Annotated in this window: 10 protein-coding genes; 9 read left to right on the top strand and 1 reads right to left on the bottom strand. The window is 60.0% G+C overall.

What is annotated here, in order from left to right; genetic code table 11:
* Positions 1-7 precede the first annotated feature (7 nt).
* From BB28_RS17170 to BB28_RS17160, 3 genes are all read left to right on the top strand, one after another.
* Entirely contained in the window at positions 8-1,516 is a 1,509-nt protein-coding gene (locus BB28_RS17170) for a flavin monoamine oxidase family protein (protein ID WP_075874163.1), read from the top strand.
* Positions 1,513-3,147 carry an FAD-dependent monooxygenase gene (locus tag BB28_RS17165; RefSeq protein ID WP_046254371.1) on the top strand — a complete coding sequence of 545 codons (1,635 nt, stop codon included), beginning with the start codon at positions 1,513-1,515 and terminating at the stop codon, positions 3,145-3,147. Before BB28_RS17170 ends, BB28_RS17165 begins: the two co-directional genes overlap by 4 nt.
* A gap of 263 nt (positions 3,148-3,410) precedes the next feature.
* Positions 3,411-4,367 (top strand): cytochrome P450, encoded by a 957-nt coding sequence (locus tag BB28_RS17160; protein ID WP_201257823.1) that lies wholly within the window; start codon positions 3,411-3,413, stop codon positions 4,365-4,367.
* On the opposite strand, the gene BB28_RS17155 is transcribed toward BB28_RS17160, so the two are convergent.
* A complete protein-coding gene (locus BB28_RS17155; protein ID WP_075874164.1) occupies positions 4,364-6,007 on the bottom strand; it encodes an FAD-dependent monooxygenase in 1,644 nt (547 codons plus the stop codon). The two genes, BB28_RS17160 and BB28_RS17155, sit on opposite strands and share 4 nt — an antisense overlap.
* A gap of 184 nt (positions 6,008-6,191) precedes the next feature.
* On the opposite strand from BB28_RS17155, the gene BB28_RS17150 reads away from it, so the two are divergent.
* From BB28_RS17150 to BB28_RS17125, 6 genes are all read left to right on the top strand, one after another.
* Positions 6,192-6,911 (top strand): class I SAM-dependent methyltransferase, encoded by a 720-nt coding sequence (locus BB28_RS17150; protein ID WP_052740267.1) that lies wholly within the window; start codon positions 6,192-6,194, stop codon positions 6,909-6,911.
* 69 nt (positions 6,912-6,980) lie between these two features.
* Complete coding sequence (locus BB28_RS17145; RefSeq protein WP_157889442.1) at positions 6,981-10,187, top strand: ferritin-like domain-containing protein; 3,207 nt, start codon at positions 6,981-6,983, stop codon at positions 10,185-10,187.
* Positions 10,187-15,949 carry a non-ribosomal peptide synthetase gene (locus BB28_RS17140; protein WP_075874165.1) on the top strand — a complete coding sequence of 1,921 codons (5,763 nt, stop codon included), beginning with the start codon at positions 10,187-10,189 and terminating at the stop codon, positions 15,947-15,949. Before BB28_RS17145 ends, BB28_RS17140 begins: the two co-directional genes overlap by 1 nt.
* A gap of 320 nt (positions 15,950-16,269) precedes the next feature.
* Complete coding sequence (locus BB28_RS17135; RefSeq protein ID WP_126315424.1) at positions 16,270-18,915, top strand: LuxR C-terminal-related transcriptional regulator; 2,646 nt, start codon at positions 16,270-16,272, stop codon at positions 18,913-18,915.
* Between the two features lie 137 nt (positions 18,916-19,052).
* Positions 19,053-19,448, top strand: a complete 396-nt coding sequence (locus tag BB28_RS17130) for a hypothetical protein (protein WP_052740264.1) — start codon at positions 19,053-19,055, stop codon at positions 19,446-19,448.
* A 30-nt stretch (positions 19,449-19,478) separates the two neighbouring features.
* Positions 19,479-20,831 (top strand): glycoside hydrolase, encoded by a 1,353-nt coding sequence (locus BB28_RS17125; RefSeq protein ID WP_126315422.1) that lies wholly within the window; start codon positions 19,479-19,481, stop codon positions 20,829-20,831.

Here is a 20,831-nt window from a genome sequence, read left to right as displayed (position 1 = left end):
TTCGCGGATGACATTGGCGCCGAATGAAACACACAGCAAGCAGGGGCCCCTGCGCTCAAGGTGCGTGACCGTTATCGGCGCTGGTGTCGCGGGACTCGTGGCGGCGCATGAGCTGGAACAGCGCGGACACCGTGTTGAGCTTCTCGAGGCGCGCCAGACCGTGGGCGGGCGTTTGCATACGCATAGTTTCTCGTTAGGCCGAAAGGGACCAATCGCCGAACTTGGTGCGATGCGGATCCCAGCCCGGCACTGCCGAACAATGAAGTTGATCGATCAGCTCGGGCTCTCTGATCGAGTACGGCAATTCCGCACCCTATTCTCTGATGATTCCAACTACCTCGCAACGCCCGATGGTCACGCTCGAGTACGGGATGCGTCGCCAGCACTGGTAGCCAAGTTCCTTGCCGATAGTGCTTTAAGACAGCGTTATCCAGATGATGCGGTGTTATGCGCATCATGGCTGGCCGCGAGTGTTAATGCTATTGCACCCGATAGGTTCCGCCATGGTCTTGGCGCGGATCTCAATGTCGAGCTGCTTGAGCTACTGCGGCGCATCGATCTAGCGCCGTTTATCGTCACGCGAAGTGGTATCGAGCGTGTTGATCTCAACCGGTTCTTCGCCAACCATCCAAACTTCGCGTACGGAACCAGACTCAGGCTCTTCTTCGCCGATGTCGTTACCGAAACATCATCGGCACTGTTTCGCTTGGAGGGCGGAATCGATCAGATCGCTGTCCGTCTGTCGGCGCGGTTGCGCGGTCCGATCCACCGGGGGAGCCGGGTTACCGGCCTCCATGTGGTGCGCGACGGGGTGTTTGTAGAGACGCATCGCGGACCAAACACTGAGTTGATCCGGCGCGATTGTGTGTTATGCACGGTGCCCTTCTCCGTTCTGCGCGGAATTCGTTTGTCCGGCATGACCGCAGACAAGATGGCGATCATCCGCGATATGCGTTACTGGGCAGCGACCAAGATAGCTCTGCACTGTCGTGAGGCGTTCTGGGAGCGCGATGGGATAAGCGGCGGAGGTTCCTTCACCGGCGGATTGGTGCGCCAGACCTACTACCCACCGGTCGAGAGCGATCCTCGGCTGGGTGCGACATTACTGGCCAGCTACACAATTGGCCCTGATGCAGACGTGCTGGCGCAGATTCCGACGGAGCAACGCCTTGCAATGGTCCGCACGGAACTCTGCAAGATTCATCCGGAGCTTAGTCAACCAAGCATGGTGTGCGGCAAGGTGATGAGGGCGTGGGGCGACGATCCCCTGAGCATGGGTGCGGCTTCGGTCAGGTGGGGCAAGGATTCAGATACAGCGGAGGAAGAACGGGTGCTGGCGGCAGCACCTCAGGGCGGTCTGTTCTTCGCCGGAGAACACTGCTCGTCCGTCCCTGCCTGGATCGAGGGCGCTGTGGAGTCGGGACTGAATGCCGTGAGCCAGATAGACGCCTACCTGCAGTCGACCGGCGTGGGCGCCATGGTTTGTGACGGAGGCCGTGAGGGGGGTGCGGCGTGACTGCGGCTTCAGAACGGTCTGTCGATGTGTTGATCGTCGGCGGCGGGCCCACAGGACTGGCCATGGGAATGGAACTACGATCGCGCGGTGTCGATTTCGTGATCGTTGAGTCTGGCGACGGTACGGTCACGCATCCGAAAGTGAGTGGCATTGGCCCGCGGTCGATGGAGCTGTTCCGCCGCTGGGGGGTCGCGGAGAAAATCCGCCAATCTGGTTGGCCCGGCGATCATTCACTGGATTGCGCATGGGTCACAAAGATCGGTGGCCATGAGTTGCATCGAGTTCGTGGATTCACTATGGATACACGACCGGACTACGACCACACGCCAGAACCGGACGCGATCTGTCCGCAGCATTGGCTGGCGCCTTTGCTTCATGCTGAGCTCGGCATCGCCCCCGCGGGCCCCATCTTGACACGTACTCGACTCGATAGCTTCGACCAGGACGACGAAAGTGTGCGCGGCCGGGTCACCGACGTCGTGACGGGTGCGCAATCGGAAATCCATGCGCGATATATGGTCGCCTGTGACGGTACTTCTTCATACGTCAGGCATGCGTGCGGTATCCCGGCGCCGGCGTTGCACCGGACAGAGACATTCCGCAACATACTGTTCCGTGCGCCGAAGTTGCGCATGCAGCTGGGGGATGCCGCGGCCGGTTTCTACTACCTGATGATGTCCTCCGCGCTGAGGTTTCCTGTTCGGGCGCTTGACGGTCGAGAACTCTATCGATTGACCGTCGGACTGCAGGGCGACCGGGAGGCGATGGATGATGCAGAAGACTTGGTACGGAGAGCAATTGCGTTCAGCACTCCGGTTGAGGTGTTGTCGGACAACGAATGGCGCCTGGTCCATCGCGTAGCGGAGAGATTCCGTCACGGCAGAGTCTTCTTGGTGGGCGATGCTGCGCACACATTGTCGCCATCAGGCGGTTTCGGCATGAACACCGGAATCTGTGGTGCCGCCGACCTTGGTTGGAAACTAGCCGCGACTTTGGCTGGATGGGCCGGGCCCCACCTACTTGATAGCTATACGGTTGAGCGTAGGCCGGTAGCCCTCAGAGGGGTGGAGGAGGCCAATCGGAATCTTGTCCGGGCGATGAAACGCGAGGTTCCGGATGGACTCGGGGATGATTCGGCACACGGTGAGTGGTTGCGCGCCCGAGTTCGGGATGCGCTCGCTGACAGCGAGTTGGCGCGAGAGTTTGATGCGCCCGATATCCATCTTGGTTTCAGATATGAGAACTCTCCGTTAGTGATTCCAGACTCCGAGGTATGCCCTGCGGTGCACGTATCTTCCGGCGCGCAGGACATGCGGCCCAGCACGCGCCCCGGGTCACGTGCGCCGCACGCCTGGTTGGCGACAGGAGCCTCGACACTGGATCTGTTTGGCAATGGATTCGTACTGCTGTGCTTTGCGGCCTCCGGCCGGATTCGACGGGTGGAAAGAGCGTTCGCAGATAAGGGCGTGCCGTTGAAAGTTATTGCTGAGAGGCAGCAGGACATCGCCGAACTGTATGCGCGACGATTCGTACTTGTCAGACCAGACGGGCACGTCGCCTGGCGGGGTGAACGGCCCCCGGTAAACCCGGAGGAACTTGTCGAACGAGTGCGAGGCTCATACTCGAGATGACTGAAATTGCGGATTATGGTGCGCTGCCATCATTTTCATTGACCGGATGGACTCCCGCCGATATCGCGAACCCGTACCCGGTGTACCGCCGGTACCGTGAGGTGTCAACGGTCCATCGCGGTACCGATGGGACGCATTATCTACTCGGCTACGATGAGGTAGCGAAGGCGCTCTCTAGCAGGAGTTTTGGGCGCCGCACAGCTACTGCGGGTCATTCGGGGACTGGTGGCCTGGTTCCGGCTGAGTGCGTGGCTCTGCGGAGTATGGTGGAGAGCTGGCTGGTGTTTCTCGACCCGCCCCGACATACCGAGCTAAGGTCCGTGCTTGCTGGGCGTTTCTCTCCTGCGGTAGTCGCTGGGTTACGGCAGCGCATCGCCGAGATCGCCGCCTCATTGCTTTCACGTTGCGCCCAGGAGCCGGAATTCGATTTGGTACAGGCATTTTCGGCTCCATTACCGATCTTGGTGATCTCGGAACTGCTGGGCGTGCCAGCATCAGACTGGAAGTGGTTACGAGACAGAGTAAAGGCGATTCAGGCGATAAGCAGCAGTCGAAGGTTCACGAGCGGCGTTGAGGTGTTTCGGCTCGCGGACGCCGCAGCGGCAGAACTCAGTGAGTACTTTGTATCGCAGGCGAGGCAGCGGCGGAGAGCGCCCAGAGACGACTTGGTGTCGTTGATGGCGTCCGACAACGTTCTTTCCTCTGATGAAATCTCCTCCAGTTGTGTACATCTCATGTCAGCAGGACACGAAACGACGACGAATATCCTCGGCAAGGCGGTACTGGCTCTCAGCGCAGATCGGGGGCTGCTCAGCCTGCTGCGGGCATCACAGGGTGTGCCGATCTCTGCCGTCGAGGAGCTGGTTCGATTTGATGGCCCGGTCCAGTCGGTGACCCGCTGGGCGTACCGAGACGTGTGCCTGGCGGGGAGCGACATTGCCCGCGGAACTCGGGTGGTCGCAGTGCTGGGTGCGGCCAATCGGGATCCCGCACGTTTTCCTGAACCGGACGTCCTGCGCCTGGATCGCGGTGCGGGCTGCGGTGTTGGGTTTGGGCACGGAATCCACTACTGCCTCGGTGCAGCACTCGCCCGCGTCGAGATTGAGATCGGCCTCGATCTGTTGCTTGGAGTACTCGGTGATTTCTCTGTCAAAAGGGTGGAGTACCCATGCGACATGGTCTTTCATGGCCCCTCGTCGCTTGTACTCTGCCGCAGCTAGCGTTCGCAATGTTGATCGGCGCGAAGCAGAACTTTGTCGAGATGCCCTAGCACGCGGGTGATCGTTTCCCCGCTGAATGGATTGACTATGGCGGCGATATGCCCGTCTGGACGCACCAGGACGAGCTTTGCGCTCTTGGTAGCCCGATATGCGCGGCAGACTTCGGTTTCGTTCGCGGTAAGTAGATGCGTCTTGACTTCGGCGGCGTATCGAGTCGCCAAGAGGTTCCGCAGGTGGGCGGCTTGAAACGGATCGATAGGTCCGATCAAGAGAATGTGATAGTTCGGTGAGTGCGTAAGTGCCATGACATCGCGGGCCGAGCCTCGGGGACTGGCGAGGTTCGCATAGGGTGCCCGATCGCCGGCGTGAGGGCCCCGGCCGCTGGAGTCCGGGTTATCGATGGCGGTACTAGTTCGGTAGGCAATCCATAGCTGGGAGAACATGTCAAAGAACAACTTGCGCACGGGTGGCAGTCGGCAGACCAGCCCAATAACACGCGTTGCCACGTGCGTCCGCATCCACAACGCCATGGGGCTGGTTGATGTCTCTAGCTTGAATCCGATGTCAGTGCGGGAAAGCACGGCGGCGGCGACCGGGCGACGCTCGGTTTCATACGTTTCCAGGAGCGAAGCCGGCGCCTCGTGGTTGACGACCTGTGCAAGCTTCCACCCGAGGTTCACCGCATCGCCGACCGCAAGATTGAGGCCTTGTCCGCCCGCAGGGTTGTGAATATGGGCGGCGTCGCCCACGAGAAACGAGTTGTCGATACGGAAACTCCTGCTGATGCGGCTGTGAAATCGAAACATGGCTGCCCACAGGATCTTCTGCAACTTCGCATCGACCGAGAAGTAGGACTCAAACCAGTGCCGCAGGTCGTTATCGTCGAGACGTGCGTAGGCGTCGTGTGACAGGTTGTCCGCTTCCGGCCCGCGATGAAAGCCTGGGGGCACTACACCGAAGAGCCGATAGCGCCCGCTCGCCAGTGGAAGCACCCCCACGAATCCGCCACGTGTGAGGTTCAGTCGCATCTTTTGTATACCAAGGTTAACCGCCAAGTCGACGTCAGCGAGAAGTCCCTTCTGCGTGTACGTTTCGCCGCCAAACTCCTGACCGGTAAGACGCCGGATTGTGCTGCTCGCTCCGTCCGCGCCGACGAGCCAACGAGTAGAAGTAGTGCTAGCACCCATGGAGCCCACAATGTTCACACGCACTCCGTCGGCCATTTCAGCGATATCTTCTACCGCACTGCGCCATGAGACATGTATGCCATGCCTGGCGAGCGCGGCGACCAGAAGACGTTCGGTTACGAACTGCTCTAGGGAAAGTGCGTAGGGAAACCTGGTTCGTGCCGCCGTTCCTGCGCCTGCCAAGGGCAACTCGCCTACGTGCCTGCCGTTCTCGTGAATGGCTACATGAGTTATCGGTACCCCGCTGGCAACCGCATGTTCGGCGACTCCGAGACGGTCGAAGTGCTCGAGTGTCCGGGCGTGCACGATGGTTGCGCGAGATTGCTGCACGGGCCCGGGCTTTCGATCGACAATCTGTACCCGCACTCCGTGCTGCGCGAGCAGCAGGGCTGTGCATAGCCCGCTCGGTCCCGCCCCCACGACGAGAACGTCACAATCGTAATCTGTTTCCATAGCTCATTCACCTGCTGAACCTGTTGTCTAGTAAGGGGATTCCTGCGGCATTTGCCAGTATTCCAATGCTTGGCCGGGAGCTCATCCTGCGTGTGAAGCGATACACACCACGCATACGCATAGTTTCTATCGCGATGGCACTCAGCTCAGTGCCGGGTGATGAAGCCGGAAGTACCTTCGCGGTATGACCGCTGGTAACCCCAAGGATTCGATTCCGGATGAGACCCCGTATTTCGATGATCTCGCCGAGATGTACGAGAGCTTCACGGCAGTAAGGGACGCACGTACCAGTCCGATTCGTGCATGGCTCGTCGAACATCTCCCCGCAGGTAAGCGCGCACTCGACGTTGGCTGCGGTACGGGCAACAACTGCGTCATGCTGGCCGAACATTACGACGACGTGGTGGGTGTGGACGTCGCCCAGCGCATGCTCGACTTAGCGGCCGTCAAAGAGAGTCGAGTGCCTATCCGGTACGAATGCCGCAGCGCACTCGAGCTGTCCCCAGATGTTGATGGCCGATTCGATCTAGTGATGTCGGTGAACACGGTGTTCCACATGGGGTCGGCGGCGACGGTGCTACCGCGACTGCGCGAACTCGTAGCGCCCGGTGGACGACTGTTGATTGTGGATGTCACACGTCCCGATAGCGATGCTGACACCGGTGCCGCGTACTCCTATGCCTTCGACAATGCCCGCATCGTGTATGAGGCGTCCGGAAGTGCGGAGCTGGCGGCTTCTGCCCTGCGCATGATGCTGCAACCACGGTGGCTGGAAATGAGATCGGTCATTACGCCGCAAACGGTTTCGGAGTTTCTCCGTGACTACAACGCTGTACTGCCGGGTGTACACATCACGCATGACCTGATACCCACTCTGGTCGCAGCTGCCTGGGACGCTGCCTGAGATCCGGAACGGAGTGCATCGATAATGAGCGTGCTCAACGTGCCGAGAGTGCATTTCGCAGGTGTCGCAGTGACGCGCCTGCCGACCGGGCCGCGTAGCGGGCTGCTCGATCTCGCTACCAACCAACCGCTCACTCTTGACGGTCCGTTTCCACTTGAGCGCCCGGCGCGGGAGTACGACGAGTTACTGGAAGCCAGCGGCAGCCGATTCGATCACTCGGGCGTGTTGAAGGCCGACGGTCCATTTCACACCGTGAAGGGATGGAATTTCGGTGGCAATGGGCATTTTTGGATCGACGCACAAGTGGTTTCCTGCGAGCGGGTGGCGGGTGTGGTGGATACCGATGACTTTCTCGTTGGACGAGACCTGGACTTCTGGGGACACTACTGCGAGTACACGGCGAGTACGGCCAATCGGGCAAGGATCTTCGACGTAGATCCTTCGTCAAACTGGACCACAACACTGATGATTGGCCAGTTGGCCCTGGGACGTCTTGGCCGCTCCCATGATGACGGATATCTGCTGACCGGTGACGTCAATGGATACTGCCCTCCGCGTTGGCAGAACTCCCGGCACGTCGACCAGGTCGGTGGTCATCCACTTGCGCAGTGGCTGCGGCGCTCCGCGTTGTTCCAGTTCGCGATAGGCCGCGACGAGGGTCTGCAATGGCTGGAGGGTGCTGGAGTCTCACCGGCCCTTGCAGCGCTGCGTGAATTGATCGATTCCGATGCGGCAGATGGCATTGTGGTCCAGTTTGCGTTGACCGGAATGGCGGCTCCGATCGCTGCCGACGCACCCGATCGGTGGGGGCTGCGCGGAACAATTGGTCCCTGGCATGCCACGGAGTTGCGTACCTACCCTGCGGGCCGATTACTTGCTCCGCGATCAAGGTACGCCGTTGGCGAGGAAGTGTTGCCTCATATGGCGAGCGTTCGTGTGGCGGACTCAGAGGTGACAATGAACCTGGTTACCGCGATTCCTGCCGTGCGACGACAGGTGCGAGACAGCCAGCCGCCAGTCACCCATGTTGACGAATTGATCGATATGGGGGATCTCGAACTACAGACGGCCGCGGGGGAAGTCATCGCCGTGGTACCGCGGAATGCCTATCTCGACGGCAACTATCACCTGACTTCCGGGATTCTCACTGTTCCGAGGCTTGATAAAGGCTCGGAGAATCCGGACGCCGCGCTGCGATTCGTCGGCGCCGGCCGGGTACTGCTGGAAGAAGCCGAGACGGTGGTGCAGTCAGACGACGCGAGTTTGTTCCTCGAGCATCCGAACTCGCGAACTGGCGAGGACTTCGCCGTCGATGTGTCCATACGTTCGTATTTCAGAGGAGAACCCGCGGCCGCCCGGGCGATAGGCATCCGGCAATTCTTCAATCCACGGGCACTACCCATGGATTCGGCGGCGCAGGCAAGTGGCGTGCGTCCGGAAGAGGTGATGATCGTTGCCCTACGCGGGCCAGGCACGGCCGGGTACACGACGAACGCCACCTTGAGTACAAATGCCCACGGTTTTGGAGTTGTCACGGTGAAAGGCATCCGTGCAGGCACCACGCGGGTATTGCTGCAACCTGAAGGAACGCCACCGCCTGGGGCAGAGAGTGCTTGCGGCGCCTACGACAATGACGACCAACTGGGCTATTGGCCTACCGTGGGCAGTATTTCAATACGGGTGCTCCCAGATCGTTGGTACCTGGACGATTTGCATGACAGCGCCATCAGTTTTGACCTCCTGTACCGAGAAGTGCTCGCGTACTACGAGCTGCTGTACTCGTTCATGCGGACAGACGTACTGAGTCTCGCCGATGAGTTCAAGGTTGAGCCCTACGCCCGGCTCATCTGGCATGTCAGCGATCCGGCACATCGCGACAGAACCTACTTCATGCCGTCGACTCGCGATATAAGTACGCCCCAAATCCGGTTGTTGCAAAGGTATTTCCGCGCATGCGAGGCCAGGCGCCAGACTCCGCCTATCCCTACTCGGCGTCGTACCCCCATTGAGCCGATCACTACACGCAACGAGCTGCATGCCGCTCTGGATCAGGCATTGTCGATTGAACTAGCTGTGATGATCCAGTACCTCTACGCGGCCTACTCGATTCCGACTCAGGACGCTGCGAAACGCTATGTAGAAAAGGGAATTTGGACGGAAGGGCAGCACGCTCTGGCGTGCGGCCTTGGGCCGGAGACGCTGGACAACGGATACCGGGGGCTCCTGATGAATGTGGCCAGGGAGGAGATGATTCACTTCCTGGCCATCAACAACATCCGGCTGGCGGTGGGCCTGCCGTTTCAGGTACCACGGTTGGATTTCGGGCGTCTTAACGGCACGCTCTGGACTCCACTCGACTTGTCTCTCGAACCATTTGGGCTTACTGCAGTAGAGCGGTTCGTGGAACTGGAACGACCACACGAGCTGGTGCCTGGCTTGGTGGGCGATCGACCCACACCGCAAAGGCTGTATCGATACGGCTCATTGAGTGAGCTTTACGCCGCGATTCGTGTCGCGATTCAGCGGATACCGGATGTATTGGTGGCCAAGAAGTATCAAGGTGGGGGAGGGCATCACCTCTTCATGCGTAAGTCGGTCAATGCAATCCACCCGGATTACCAGTTGGAAGTCGACGACGTCGCCAGTGCGATATTCGCGATCGATTTCGTTACCGAACATGGAGAGGGCGGAAAGATCGCGTTGCCGAACGCTGGTGAAGAGTCGCATTTCGAGACATTTCTCGGGATCTCTGCGTCGCTTGCCCAAGAACGCGTGAATATACCACGAGCAGAACGTATTCCATGGACTCCGGCATACCCAGTGCTGCGCAATCCGACGCTGCACAGTGCAGACGCCGCAAGGTGCCATGTCACCAATGCACCCGCGCGGGCAGCGATGACAGCGTTCAACCGTTCCTACCAATTGGCCGCGCAACTCATGGTGCAGCACTTTGGCTACTGTCCTGCAGGCAACTTGCGGCGATCTCCTTTGATGAATTGGGCGTTAGACATAATGGTCACCGTGCTGCGCCCTTTGGGCGAGCTGATTGTCACCCTGCCATCCGGGCTGGCAGGAAAGACCGCAGGGCCATCGTTCGAGCTGGACGGTGACCCGCAGTACATTCCGCGTCCCGAAATCGCGATGGCGTGCATGGCCCGTGAAGCAGATGAAATCGCCACGCTGGCCCGGAGCTGTCCTGGATTAACTGTTGCTGTGCCGGATGTTCTGACCTTCTTAGGGGAACAGTTCCGCGCCTTTGCAAGGGGCCAACACTGATGGATGCGCAACGTCTCCAGAGACTGGAACTCACCCGAGCACAATCCGAGCAGTGGATGGCGGTGGATCCTGCTGACGGGTCTGCAGGCAACGTGGCTCACTGCGTTGAACTCACCGGCCCTGTCGACTTTCTATTGCTCGCGCGGGCATGCAATTTCGAGCTTATGGCATCCGGTGTCGACGTGATCAGATTCTCTGAATACGAGGGCCACCCATACCAATGGTTATCTCGACGACCCAGCAGAGACCCGCTTTGGGTGGACTTGACCGAAGAGGCGGACCCGGTCGCTGCGGCGTATTCGTGGATGCGCAGCGATTACACCGAACCACGCCCTATGATGCGTAATCCGCTCACACTATGGGCGCTGATCAAGGTGGGACCAGATCACTATTTCTGGTACGTGCGGTCCCATCATGCCGTGATAGACGGCTACGGCGGCCTCGCGATCACCGCCCGGATCGCCGACTACTACTCGGCGACGATTCAGGGTAAGGAGCCAGCTCCCTATCGCGGCCTCTCGGTGCCGGAACTCATTACGCTGGAACAGGAATACACGAATTCTGAAGATTTCGGGCGGGACCGTGTCTACTGGGCCGAGCGCACGGCCGAGCTGGAAATCGCAGTACATAGTCGCGAGACAGAGACGCGCAGCACGTTGGAGCACCGTGCAGAGGCCGCGCTTAGTGCAGAACTAGGCGTGAGGCTGGATGCTGTTGCCGAGACGGCGGGCACCAGCATTGCCAGGGTCCTGACGGCTGCGCTCTGCGGATTCGAATCAGTGCTATCAGGCCAGGACACGGGCACAGTGGCGCTTGCGATTGCGGGCCGACGGACCACGGCGCTGAAACTCTCCGGCGGAATGATCTCTAACGCGATACCGATCGGTCTCTACTGCGGGTACCCGGTCACCAGAGATGGTCTGATTGAAGCCGCCGCCTCTGCGGTGTCCAGCAGTCTGCGGCATGCACGGTACCGGTTCGAGGACATAAGACGCGACGCCGGTGCCGTGGGATATGGGAGGAATGCATTCGGGCCCACGGTAAACATACTTTTGGCCGAGAACATCGTGCGGTTGGGCATGGCCATGGGGACGTACGAGATTCTTACCTCGGGGAACACCGAGTACCTGCATTTCGACATCTACCGATCTGGGCCCGACAATCTTCTACGTATCAACCTTATTGGGAACGATGCCTTCTTCACCGCAACAGATATCCGGGAGCGGCTAGGTCGGTGTTTGAGGTACCTGCACGAGTTCTTGAGTGCCCCGGGCGACACCCCACTCGGCAAGATCAACACGCTCGATGATGCGGAACGGCGCCGGATGCTTACCTGGGGTAACGGCGATGAGTTCGTGCAGGCTGCCGTTCTTCCCGCAGAGGCCTCGCTCGCGGAGATCTTCCACAGACGGGTGGCCACTCACCTAGACGAGGTGGTGATCCGCAGCGACGGTACTTCGTGGAGGTACCGAGAATTCGCAAGCCGCGTCAATAGGCTGGCTCGACAGTTGATCGAACTGGGTGTTGGGCCCGAGACCGTCGTGGCGGTTGCGATGGTGCGGTCGGTGGACATATTGGTGAGTATGTACGCGGTGATTGTCGCAGGCGGCGCTTACCTTCCCATCGATCCGGCGTCGCCGGAATCCCGCAATGCACATATCGCAGAGGTGGCCGCGCCGCATCTTGTCCTCACGAGGAGTGATGACCCGCATGCACAAGGGTTGCCGGCATCTGTCCCCGTCATCGCGGTCGACAGGATTGACCTGTCGGAGTTCTCCGATCGTCCTGTCGTCGATGCCGATCGAAGGTGCCCACTTCGGCCAGGCCATATTGCCTACATAATCTTCACCTCTGGTTCGACCGGAAGGCCTAAGGGAGTAATGGTCGATCATGCGGCCATCGCGGCCCATCTGGGATGGATGCAAGCGCGATACCACATGAGTTCCAGTGATGTGGTGTTGCACAAAACCCCTGCCACTTTCGATGTGTCGATTTGGGAGATGTTGTGGCCAATTCTATTTGGAGCGCGGGTAGTGATCGCCGCTCCAGATAGGCATACCGATCATGCCTATCTGGAGGCTCTCATAGGCGCAGAGCAGGTAACGATTGCCCACTTCGTCCCTTCCGTGCTGGAGGTGTTCGCGGCCGAGGCTGAGCTATCGGCCTGTCAGAGCGTGCGGATGATCATCTCGTCGGGTGAAGTGCTGCCGGCAGATCTGGCCAGCCGCATACGCGCGGCCGGTATCGAGATACATAACCTATATGGACCCACGGAAACAACCATTGATGTTACTTCACAACAAGTTTCGGAATCGCATACCGATACGGTACCGATAGGCGCGCCCGTCGCGGGTACCCGGCTCTTCGTCCTGGATGGATGGCTGAGGCCGGTACCGCCAGGAGTGCCGGGTGAACTGTATGTCGCCGGAATCCAGCTTGCGCGTGGCTATGTCAACTGCCCGGAACTGACTGCGCAGCGCTTCGTGGCATGCCCGAACGCTGCGGGGGAGCGCATGTACCGTACCGGCGATGTCGTGCGGTGGGATGCGTCAGGGTGCCTGGAATATTTGGGACGCAAGGATTTTCAGCTGAAGTTACATGGAGTGCGCATTGAACCGGGTGAGATAGAGGCCGTCTTGACGGATCATCCTGCTATCGACCGCGCAGTGGTGATAGCGCATTCGGAGGGGCGAGCAAAAGATCACAGGCTGGTGGGATACGTCGTGGCGTCAGGCGACTTCGGCGTGGCTCACGAGCGCGACACAGTACATCGCTGGCGTGACGTCTACGACGAACTGTATGGCGACCGGGCACAAGATCAGCGGTCCCGACCTGGCTTGGGGGCCGAAGACGACTTCACCGGCTGGACTAGCAGCTACACCGGAGATCCGATCCCGTTGGATCAGATGCGTGAATGGCGTGACCTGACAGTGAACCGTATTCGTGAACTCGGCCCGCGACGAGTATTGGAGATCGGTGTCGGCTCGGGACTGATTTTGTCGAAGATCGCACCCCTGTGTGAGGTCTACTGCGGTTCGGATCTCTCGCCCGTGACTGTGGCCCGCCTCGAGGGGCGGCTGCGTGACGTGAAGGAGGCGTGGACTAGGCGCGTTCACCTTATCGTCGGTGCAGCAGACGAATTGAGTGACTACGCCACCGGACGCTTTGACACCGTCCTACTCAACTCAGTGGTGCAGTACTTCCCCAGTGCGCACTACCTGCGGCGTGTTGTTGATCGGGCCCTGCGGGTACTCGCGCCAGGAGGTGCGCTGTTCATCGGTGATGTACGAAGTTTGAGATATCTGCGGGAACTCGAGACCGGGGTGGAGTTAGCACGGGGAAGTGATGGCGATTCGGGCGATGTAGGTCGGCGCGTGCTGAGGCGATTGTCGAATCAGCGCGAACTGTTGGTGGACCCGCACTTCTTCGCCGAGATCGCGCAGGAGTTCCCTGGCGTTGTCCACGACATTCAGCTCAAGCGGGGCAACTCGATCAACGAACTGACTCGTTACAGATATGACGTAGTTCTGCATAAGATGCCTAAACCGACTGTCTCCGTGAAGAAGACGGCGTGCGTGGAGTTCGTCGATATGGATGCCATCAGGTCGCTACTCCCGGGGCGAGGTGTGGAATGCGTTCGAGTGCAGGCTATTCCGCATCGGGGCCTGTTGACCGAAATCCGGGCAGTCGACGAGATGGCGAAAAATGCGAAAGACCTAGCGACAGTGGGGGATCGTGAGGACGGAGCCGCGTGCGGGCCGTCCGAAGGATTGTTGCCAGAAGATCTCCATGCCGCAGCGGCCGACTGCGGCTACTCGTGTGCGGTCACATGGTCGGCGCGACGCGGCTATATGGAGGCCGTCTTCGTGCAGACGTCCGCGCTGAACGGCAGATGCATTGTCGATGCCTACGTCCCCGGTACTTCGAGCCGGTCTGTTACACCGACGTCGAACAAGCCGATGTCTGGTGTCTTAGCCGAGGCCGTGCGCGAGTTCGCCGCGGCACGGCTGCCCGACTATATGGCGCCGTCGGTGATCGTGGTGCTCGGCGAGTGGCCGTTGACCGCGTCGGGGAAGCTGGATCGTGCCGGGCTGCCCGCTCCGTCGATGGTGCAGAACAGGTACCGCGCTCCCACCTCCGACGCAGAGCGGCTCTTAAGCGGCGTATTTGCTGAAGTGCTCGGAGTGGATCGGGTCGGTATCGACGATGACTTTGTCGCGCTGGGAGGGGACAGCATTCTCTCGACGCAGATCGTGGCGCGGGCGCGCAGGATCTCCATGGTGTTCACATCGCGCGATGTACTCGAGAAGCGCACGGTAAGACGGTTGGTCCAGTTCATCACGAGTGGAGAAACAACCCTTGCCCTGCAGGAAGTCTCCGGCGCAGGCGTGGGTGAGATGGAATTGTCGCCTGCGGCCCAATGGTTGATGGAGTTGGGAGGCAACGGTTGCGGCCGCTTCCATCTCTCCACACTCGTCAGATTGCCCAGAGGTATCGATCGGCACTCGCTCGTGTCAGTGCTCACCGCGGTCATCCAACAACACGCCATGATGCGGGCTCGGTTGTGCCGCAAAGAGGTGGGATCCCAACAGGAATGGCGAATAGTTGCAGGTTCGGCGAGCTCGATAGACGTTGACGCGTTGCTGAGCCGCGTCCGGGTTGAGAGTGGTCAGGGTATTCCGGAAGGCGTCTGGGAGGCGGCGGTAAGCGAGTTGAACCCATTCTTGGGCAACGTACTCCGGGCGGTATGGCTTGACCGCGGACCTGATGGTGAGGGCAGCTTGTTGTTGGTGGCGCATCATCTGGTTTTCGATGGGGTGTCTTCACGGATCGTGCTGGAGGACCTGGCGGCGGCGTGGACCGATATCGAGGCGGGACGACCGCTCGCCCCATCGCCGGGCGGTACTTCGATGCGAACCTGGTTGCACGCCTTGCGTGTCGAGGCGAGTTCCGCATCTCGGGTGGCGGAGCTTGCGATGTGGAAATCGATGCTTGACGGGCCAGATCCGTTGCCGGGGATTCGGGCGCTCGATCCGGCGGTCGACACCACCGCGAAAATCCAGCGGGTGCAAACATTTATTGATGCCGAAACGACTTCGGCAATTCTTGGCCCCGGGCTGGCAGGGAAGAAGACTCAGCTTAGCGATATTTTGATGGCTGCGTTGGCAGTCGCCGTGGCACGGTGGCAGGGCCGAAGAGGCGTGGTGCTGCCGTCGGTACTTCTGCGGCTGATAGGCCACGGTCGTCAGGAGCTAGCGGGGGCGGACCTATCGCGGACGGTGGGGTGGTTTAATTCGATATATCCACTGCGGATTGACCTATCCGGCATTCATTTGGACGAAGATCCAGCAGGTAATCCCGATGTTGCCGCAGCGGTACTGGCCGTGGCTCAGCGGGTGCAAAGTATCCCGGATGGCGGTGTTGGGTATGGGCTACTCCGGTATCTGAACCGAGACACCGCACTGGAGTTGCCTGATGAAATGCCAGGCCGGATCTGCTTCAACTATCTCGGTCAAATACAGACCGACGCAAAGGATGCCGGTGCATGGAAGCCAATCGTCGAGGGGCTGTATGAATCCATGCCAGACCCCGGGCTGCCCGCCGCTGCGGCGCTGGACATCACCGCGGTTGTGATCGACGGTCGGATGATTGGGGATTTCGGATTTCCCACGTTGTTGTTTGAGGTGAGGGAGGTGCAGGAGCTGGCCGAATTGTGGGCTGATGCGTTGTCCAGTTTGGTCGTAACACTGAGTAGTAGGTAACGAAGGGCACGAGCCCTTGTTCTATGAGTTGGCAAGGTGCACAGCTGAGTTGATTACATGGCGCAGTGCCTTCTTAACTTGCTTTAAGCCAGGCCCCTGGTTTTGCGATTACGGTTGATCATGGCCTCTTTCTGTAGGGTGGGGCGGATTGCAGCCTTGTTCTTGTTGATTCGAGTTGACCATGACAAGAGGTTGCGGTGGAGAAGGTTAGATGGAGTTCACAGTCATTGCGGCCGTTGCGTGGTCGCGATGATCACGTAAGGCATATCGTCGAGATACTCGAGGTTGCGGCAAAGACACGGCGCTGCAAGATACTTCTGTTGGAGTCTCCGGTCGGCAGCGGCAAGAGCCGGATACTGCTCGAGTCGATGTTGTTGGCCGACCGCCGCGGCTACGCGGTGATCGATGGTCTTCCAGAAAAGCCTCGCGTCATGAAGTCATCGATGACACGAGCCTGCCAGCTCGAGTCTCAAATCAAGGATCTGCTCAGGCGGGGGCCGGTTTTGGTGGCCGTTGATGATCTCCAATGGGTAGACACCCCGAGCGTGGAAGCGTTGTTGGGTTTGGTTGATAGGTTTGCAGGTGTACCGCTGGTGTGGGAATTTGCGCTCAGGCCAGGAGGTTTGGATGATCTCGGCGGGTACTTCTTCAAGGCGATGAGCCGAGATGGGCGAGCCGAGTGGCTCCAGCCGCTGGGAGCGTTATCTGAGTCGGCGATTGCCGAAGTTGTCGGTGACCTGCTCGATGCGGATCCCAGTCACGATCTGGTGAGATTGTGCGAGTGTTTTGACGCCACTCCGCAGGTCACGGTCCAGCTGATTCAGGGGTTGATAGAGGATGGCGCGATCGAGGTAAATCACGGCGTGGCGAAGCTGAAGCCCGAGAAACCTGATCCTTATGCCGGTGAAACTATAATGGCACCAGCATGTTTGGCATCTCTGGTGTCAGATCGACTTTCTGGGCTGCGGGGAGTAAGTCGAGAGGCGCTGCAAGTGGCTGCCGTTCTGGGCCGAGTCTTCTGTCCGGAAGATTTGTCGGAGATGCTCGGATGTTCTCCGGCGGAGTTGGTGGCTCCCCTGTCGGAGGCCGTGGCCGCTGGTTTGATTGTTGCTCAAGCGGTTGACTTCGCCTTTCCGCATGATCTGATTCGCCGCGCGGTGCTGGGTAGCGTGCCGGCTCCCTTGGTCCCGCTATTGCATCGTCAAGCCGCAGCCATGCTGGTCGAACGAAACGGTGGACACACAGAGAGGTCCGCTGTGCATTTGTTACACGGACACGCGAACGATGCGGAGGCGGCTGGGATCATCGCCCGGATCGCTGAACGGTTGATGTCGGTTGCGCCTGAGTCAGCTGCCACCTTGGCATTGCGCGGAATGGAGAAGGCGCCCAAGGGGAGTCGTGTACACCTAAGGATGGCCGGCATTGCGGTCGTTGGGTTGCTTCGGTCCGGCAGCCTAGCTCGAGCGGCCGAAATCGCTGAGCAGGTCATGCACGACCCGTGGGAGGGGGCAGGCGTAATGGTTGACCGGGTTCGGGCGGGCCTGATCACGGCGATGGCACTGCGCGGAGAGACGGATGGAGCTTTGGTGCTGGCATCGAATTCACAAGGTCTTGCCGATGGTCGTGCTGTACGTCGTACCCAGCTGGTGCGGCTGGCGCTTTCGTTCTTTTCGCAGATCGAGTCTGTCGAGACTACGGCCGAGGGGATCCTGTCCGATTCGGCGTCATGCCCAGCCTCTATGACGATGGCGGCGATGTCGATACGTGCGACGGTGTCCTGGCGTCGGGGCAGGGCTTCCGATGCGCTGCGCGCAATCGAGGAATCGGTTGACCTGTGGCAAAGACAATCTGGGGACTCCTTTGATTCCTACCCGTTGTGGCAGAAGGCGTGGATGCTGCTGCGGATGCAGGAATTGGACGCCGCCGACGGCGCGATCGAGGCCCTGGGCCGGGTTATCGAGTCCAGCAGGACAGAAGTGCTGGTCCCGGTCTATTTGTCGCTGCGTGGATGGTGTCGACTCGCCCGCGGCGATATGGCCGGAGCAGAAGTGGACGGTTCCGATGCGTTGAGCTTGTGTTATCGCTACCGGATGCAACTGCCCGTTCCGTGGCTGCACGCGTTTCTGGCATGGACTGCGCTACGCCGTGGCGAGCTGGGCTTGGCATCCGACTGCGTGCAACGCCTCGACGAGTGTCTCCCGCACAATCAGCAGCATCCGTTGTGGGGGTTGCGCTGCCTGATCCGCGCTCAGGTAAGTGCGGCAGGCGGTGAGCCTGGGACGGCGCTCAGAGCTCTGCTCGACGCTGGTGACAGCCTGGAACTGATAATCGCAGACCCTGCGTCTGCCGCGTGGTGTGTGCGGCTGGCGCGGGGTGTCGGCCACGAATCCTTCGCTCGGGATGTAGTACGGACTTCCCGGATGATCAGCGAGCTGAACCCGGATCAGCCATTTTTGGCGGTGGTGGCGGATCACTGCCGGGCACTGATGGACCGTGATGCCATTATCGTCAAATCCCTTGCGGGCCAGTATATGGACCCGTGGGTCCGCGCTTCGGCGACAGAGGACGTCGGGGTGCTGCTGGCAGAAGTAGACCGCGCGACCGCGGTATCTGAACTCAGTGCCGCGATGGCGGGTTACGTGGAGCTGGGCGCGGACTGGGACGCTGCCCGGGTTCGGCATCGGCTGCGCGACCTCGGTGTCCGACGGCGGCATTGGAGTCACACCACGCGTGCATCCACGGGTTGGGCAAGTCTGACCATTGCCGAGGAGAAAGTGGCGCGGCTAGCCGCTGGCGGTCTCACCAATCGCCAGGTCGCGCGAGAGCTCTTTATCTCTGCCCACACAGTGGGGTTCCATCTGCGCCAGATTTACCGCAAGCTGGAGATTCGGTCGCGGGTAGATCTGGCAAGAATCGCGCCACCTGAAGTGTGCGATGTGCTGGGTGGCGAACGGGGAGAAGGATGATCTGTGATTCACCCTCAGGTGATGGGGTTGCGCGGGGAGGCGCATTTGTTGTCGCAGTTGTCGTGCTCATTGCGGCCGTAGCGTGTGTCTCTTCGGGTCCGCGTTCCGCGAAGCCGACCATTTCCCGTGATGGCTCAATGGTCACCTTCCCTGTCGGGGAAGACGTTCTGCAATTGGATCTCCGCGACCTCAGTGTGAACGGAGCGGCGGAGCTTTCACGGGCGACCGCGACACGTATTGGTGCGCCGAGTGCGGTTCAGATAGACGATCGCGGGTCGGCGAAGTGGAGCTATCCGCACAGCGGATTTACGTTTACCGCGACTGCTCGCGGTGCCGGACTCGTTGTCGATGTGACGAGTGATCGAGATCAGAACCTGGCATGGCCCGTTGCGGGCGCCGATGCCACAGACCTGCAATTGCCTCTCGGGGGCGGCGTGAGCATCCCTATTCACTATCCCACCTGGACCAAACCCGAGGTAGGCATCGTGGGCGACCATCCCATACAGGAACTGGCCATGCCAATCTTGGGCTAATCCTACGTGGGCACCGGGGTTAGCTATGTCGTGCCCACGGATCTGGGCTCGACGCTGACCCTGGACTCCAGCCTGGTGGGCACGGTGTCGCACACATTCAGCAAGAGCCGCGGCACCCAGAACTATGCCGTGTTTATGGCGATTACCGACGGATCGCCCACGGCCGCGGCACGGGATTACCGCACGCTGCTCCAAGTGCAGAACAAGTTCGTCACCCTGGCCGACAAAATTAAGGCCAATCCCGACGTACAAAAGCTCATCGGGGCATTTCACGCGTACACGTGGGCGGGTGGGCGTGAACCTGAAACAGTGCTGCGGCTGCATGCGTTGGGGATACGGCGAATGTGGCTTGGGTATGACGACGATGGGGACCCGGCCATGAACTCCGCAGCCGTTGAGGCAGCGAAAGAAGCTGGGTACCTGGTTGGGCCATATGTGTCCTTTGACAATGCCCAAGACCCAGCGGGGGAGATCGATAATCCCGGGTCGCGATGGCCGGCGGGTATCTATCCCAATGCCTGCGTCCACACCGCAGAAGGAAAGACCGTCAACGGTTTTCAAGACCGCGGCTGCTACCTCAGCTCGCAAGCCCTAGCGCAGATGCCTGACCTCGTGCAGGCGCGGGTTCGCTCGCGCACGGCAAACGGTGCCAACAGCGTCTTCGTGGACGTCGACGCGACCGGTGTGACTTTCGATGACTACACGCCGGGCCACCCGATGACACAAGCCCAAGACCGGCGCAACCGCTTGAAGCGGCTCGACGACATTGGCAAGCGGTATGTGCTGGGTTCGGAAACGGTGGGTTCCTGGGCCACGAGCGCCGTGGCATTCAGTCATGGGTCCAGCACACCCATCATTTCCGCCCTGTGGCCCCTTGAGCGGGACAAAGGAATCTGGGGAGAATATTGGGGGGAAGACGGACCCCAGTTCTTCTTCAGGAAAGTTCAGCTCCCGCCGGTGCTGCACGACACGATGTTCAATCCAAAGTATCGAATTCCGCTATATGAGAGCGTATTTCACGACTCGTTGGTCAGCACTGATAGGTGGGAGCTGCCGTTCAACAAGCTCCCTGCCGAGAAGCGGAGTCGGGCGCTCTTAGCGCTGCTCAATCTGGCCCCACTGATGTACGCCTTGAATACGGACACCCTTGACCGTGAAGGGGCTGATTTAGCGGCCCTGCAGAAGTTCTATTCCACGCTGAGCGACACCGCGGGTACTGAACCCCTGTCCACATTCGAATGGCTCACTGCGGATCGACTCGTGCAGCGGACAGTTTTCGGAGACAGGAAGCTCACCGTCACAGCCAACTTTGGTGATGTGCCCTACGCCGATGTTGCCCCGGGTTGCGTGGCGGCAGAACCGGGTGGTGTCTTCTGTACGTGA

It is taken from the genome of Mycobacteroides chelonae CCUG 47445, from assembly GCF_001632805.1.
Lineage (GTDB): Bacteria > Actinomycetota > Actinomycetes > Mycobacteriales > Mycobacteriaceae > Mycobacterium > Mycobacterium chelonae.
The sequence above is the reverse complement of the archived record's forward strand: the minus strand, read 5'-3'. Positions and strand labels throughout refer to the sequence as shown.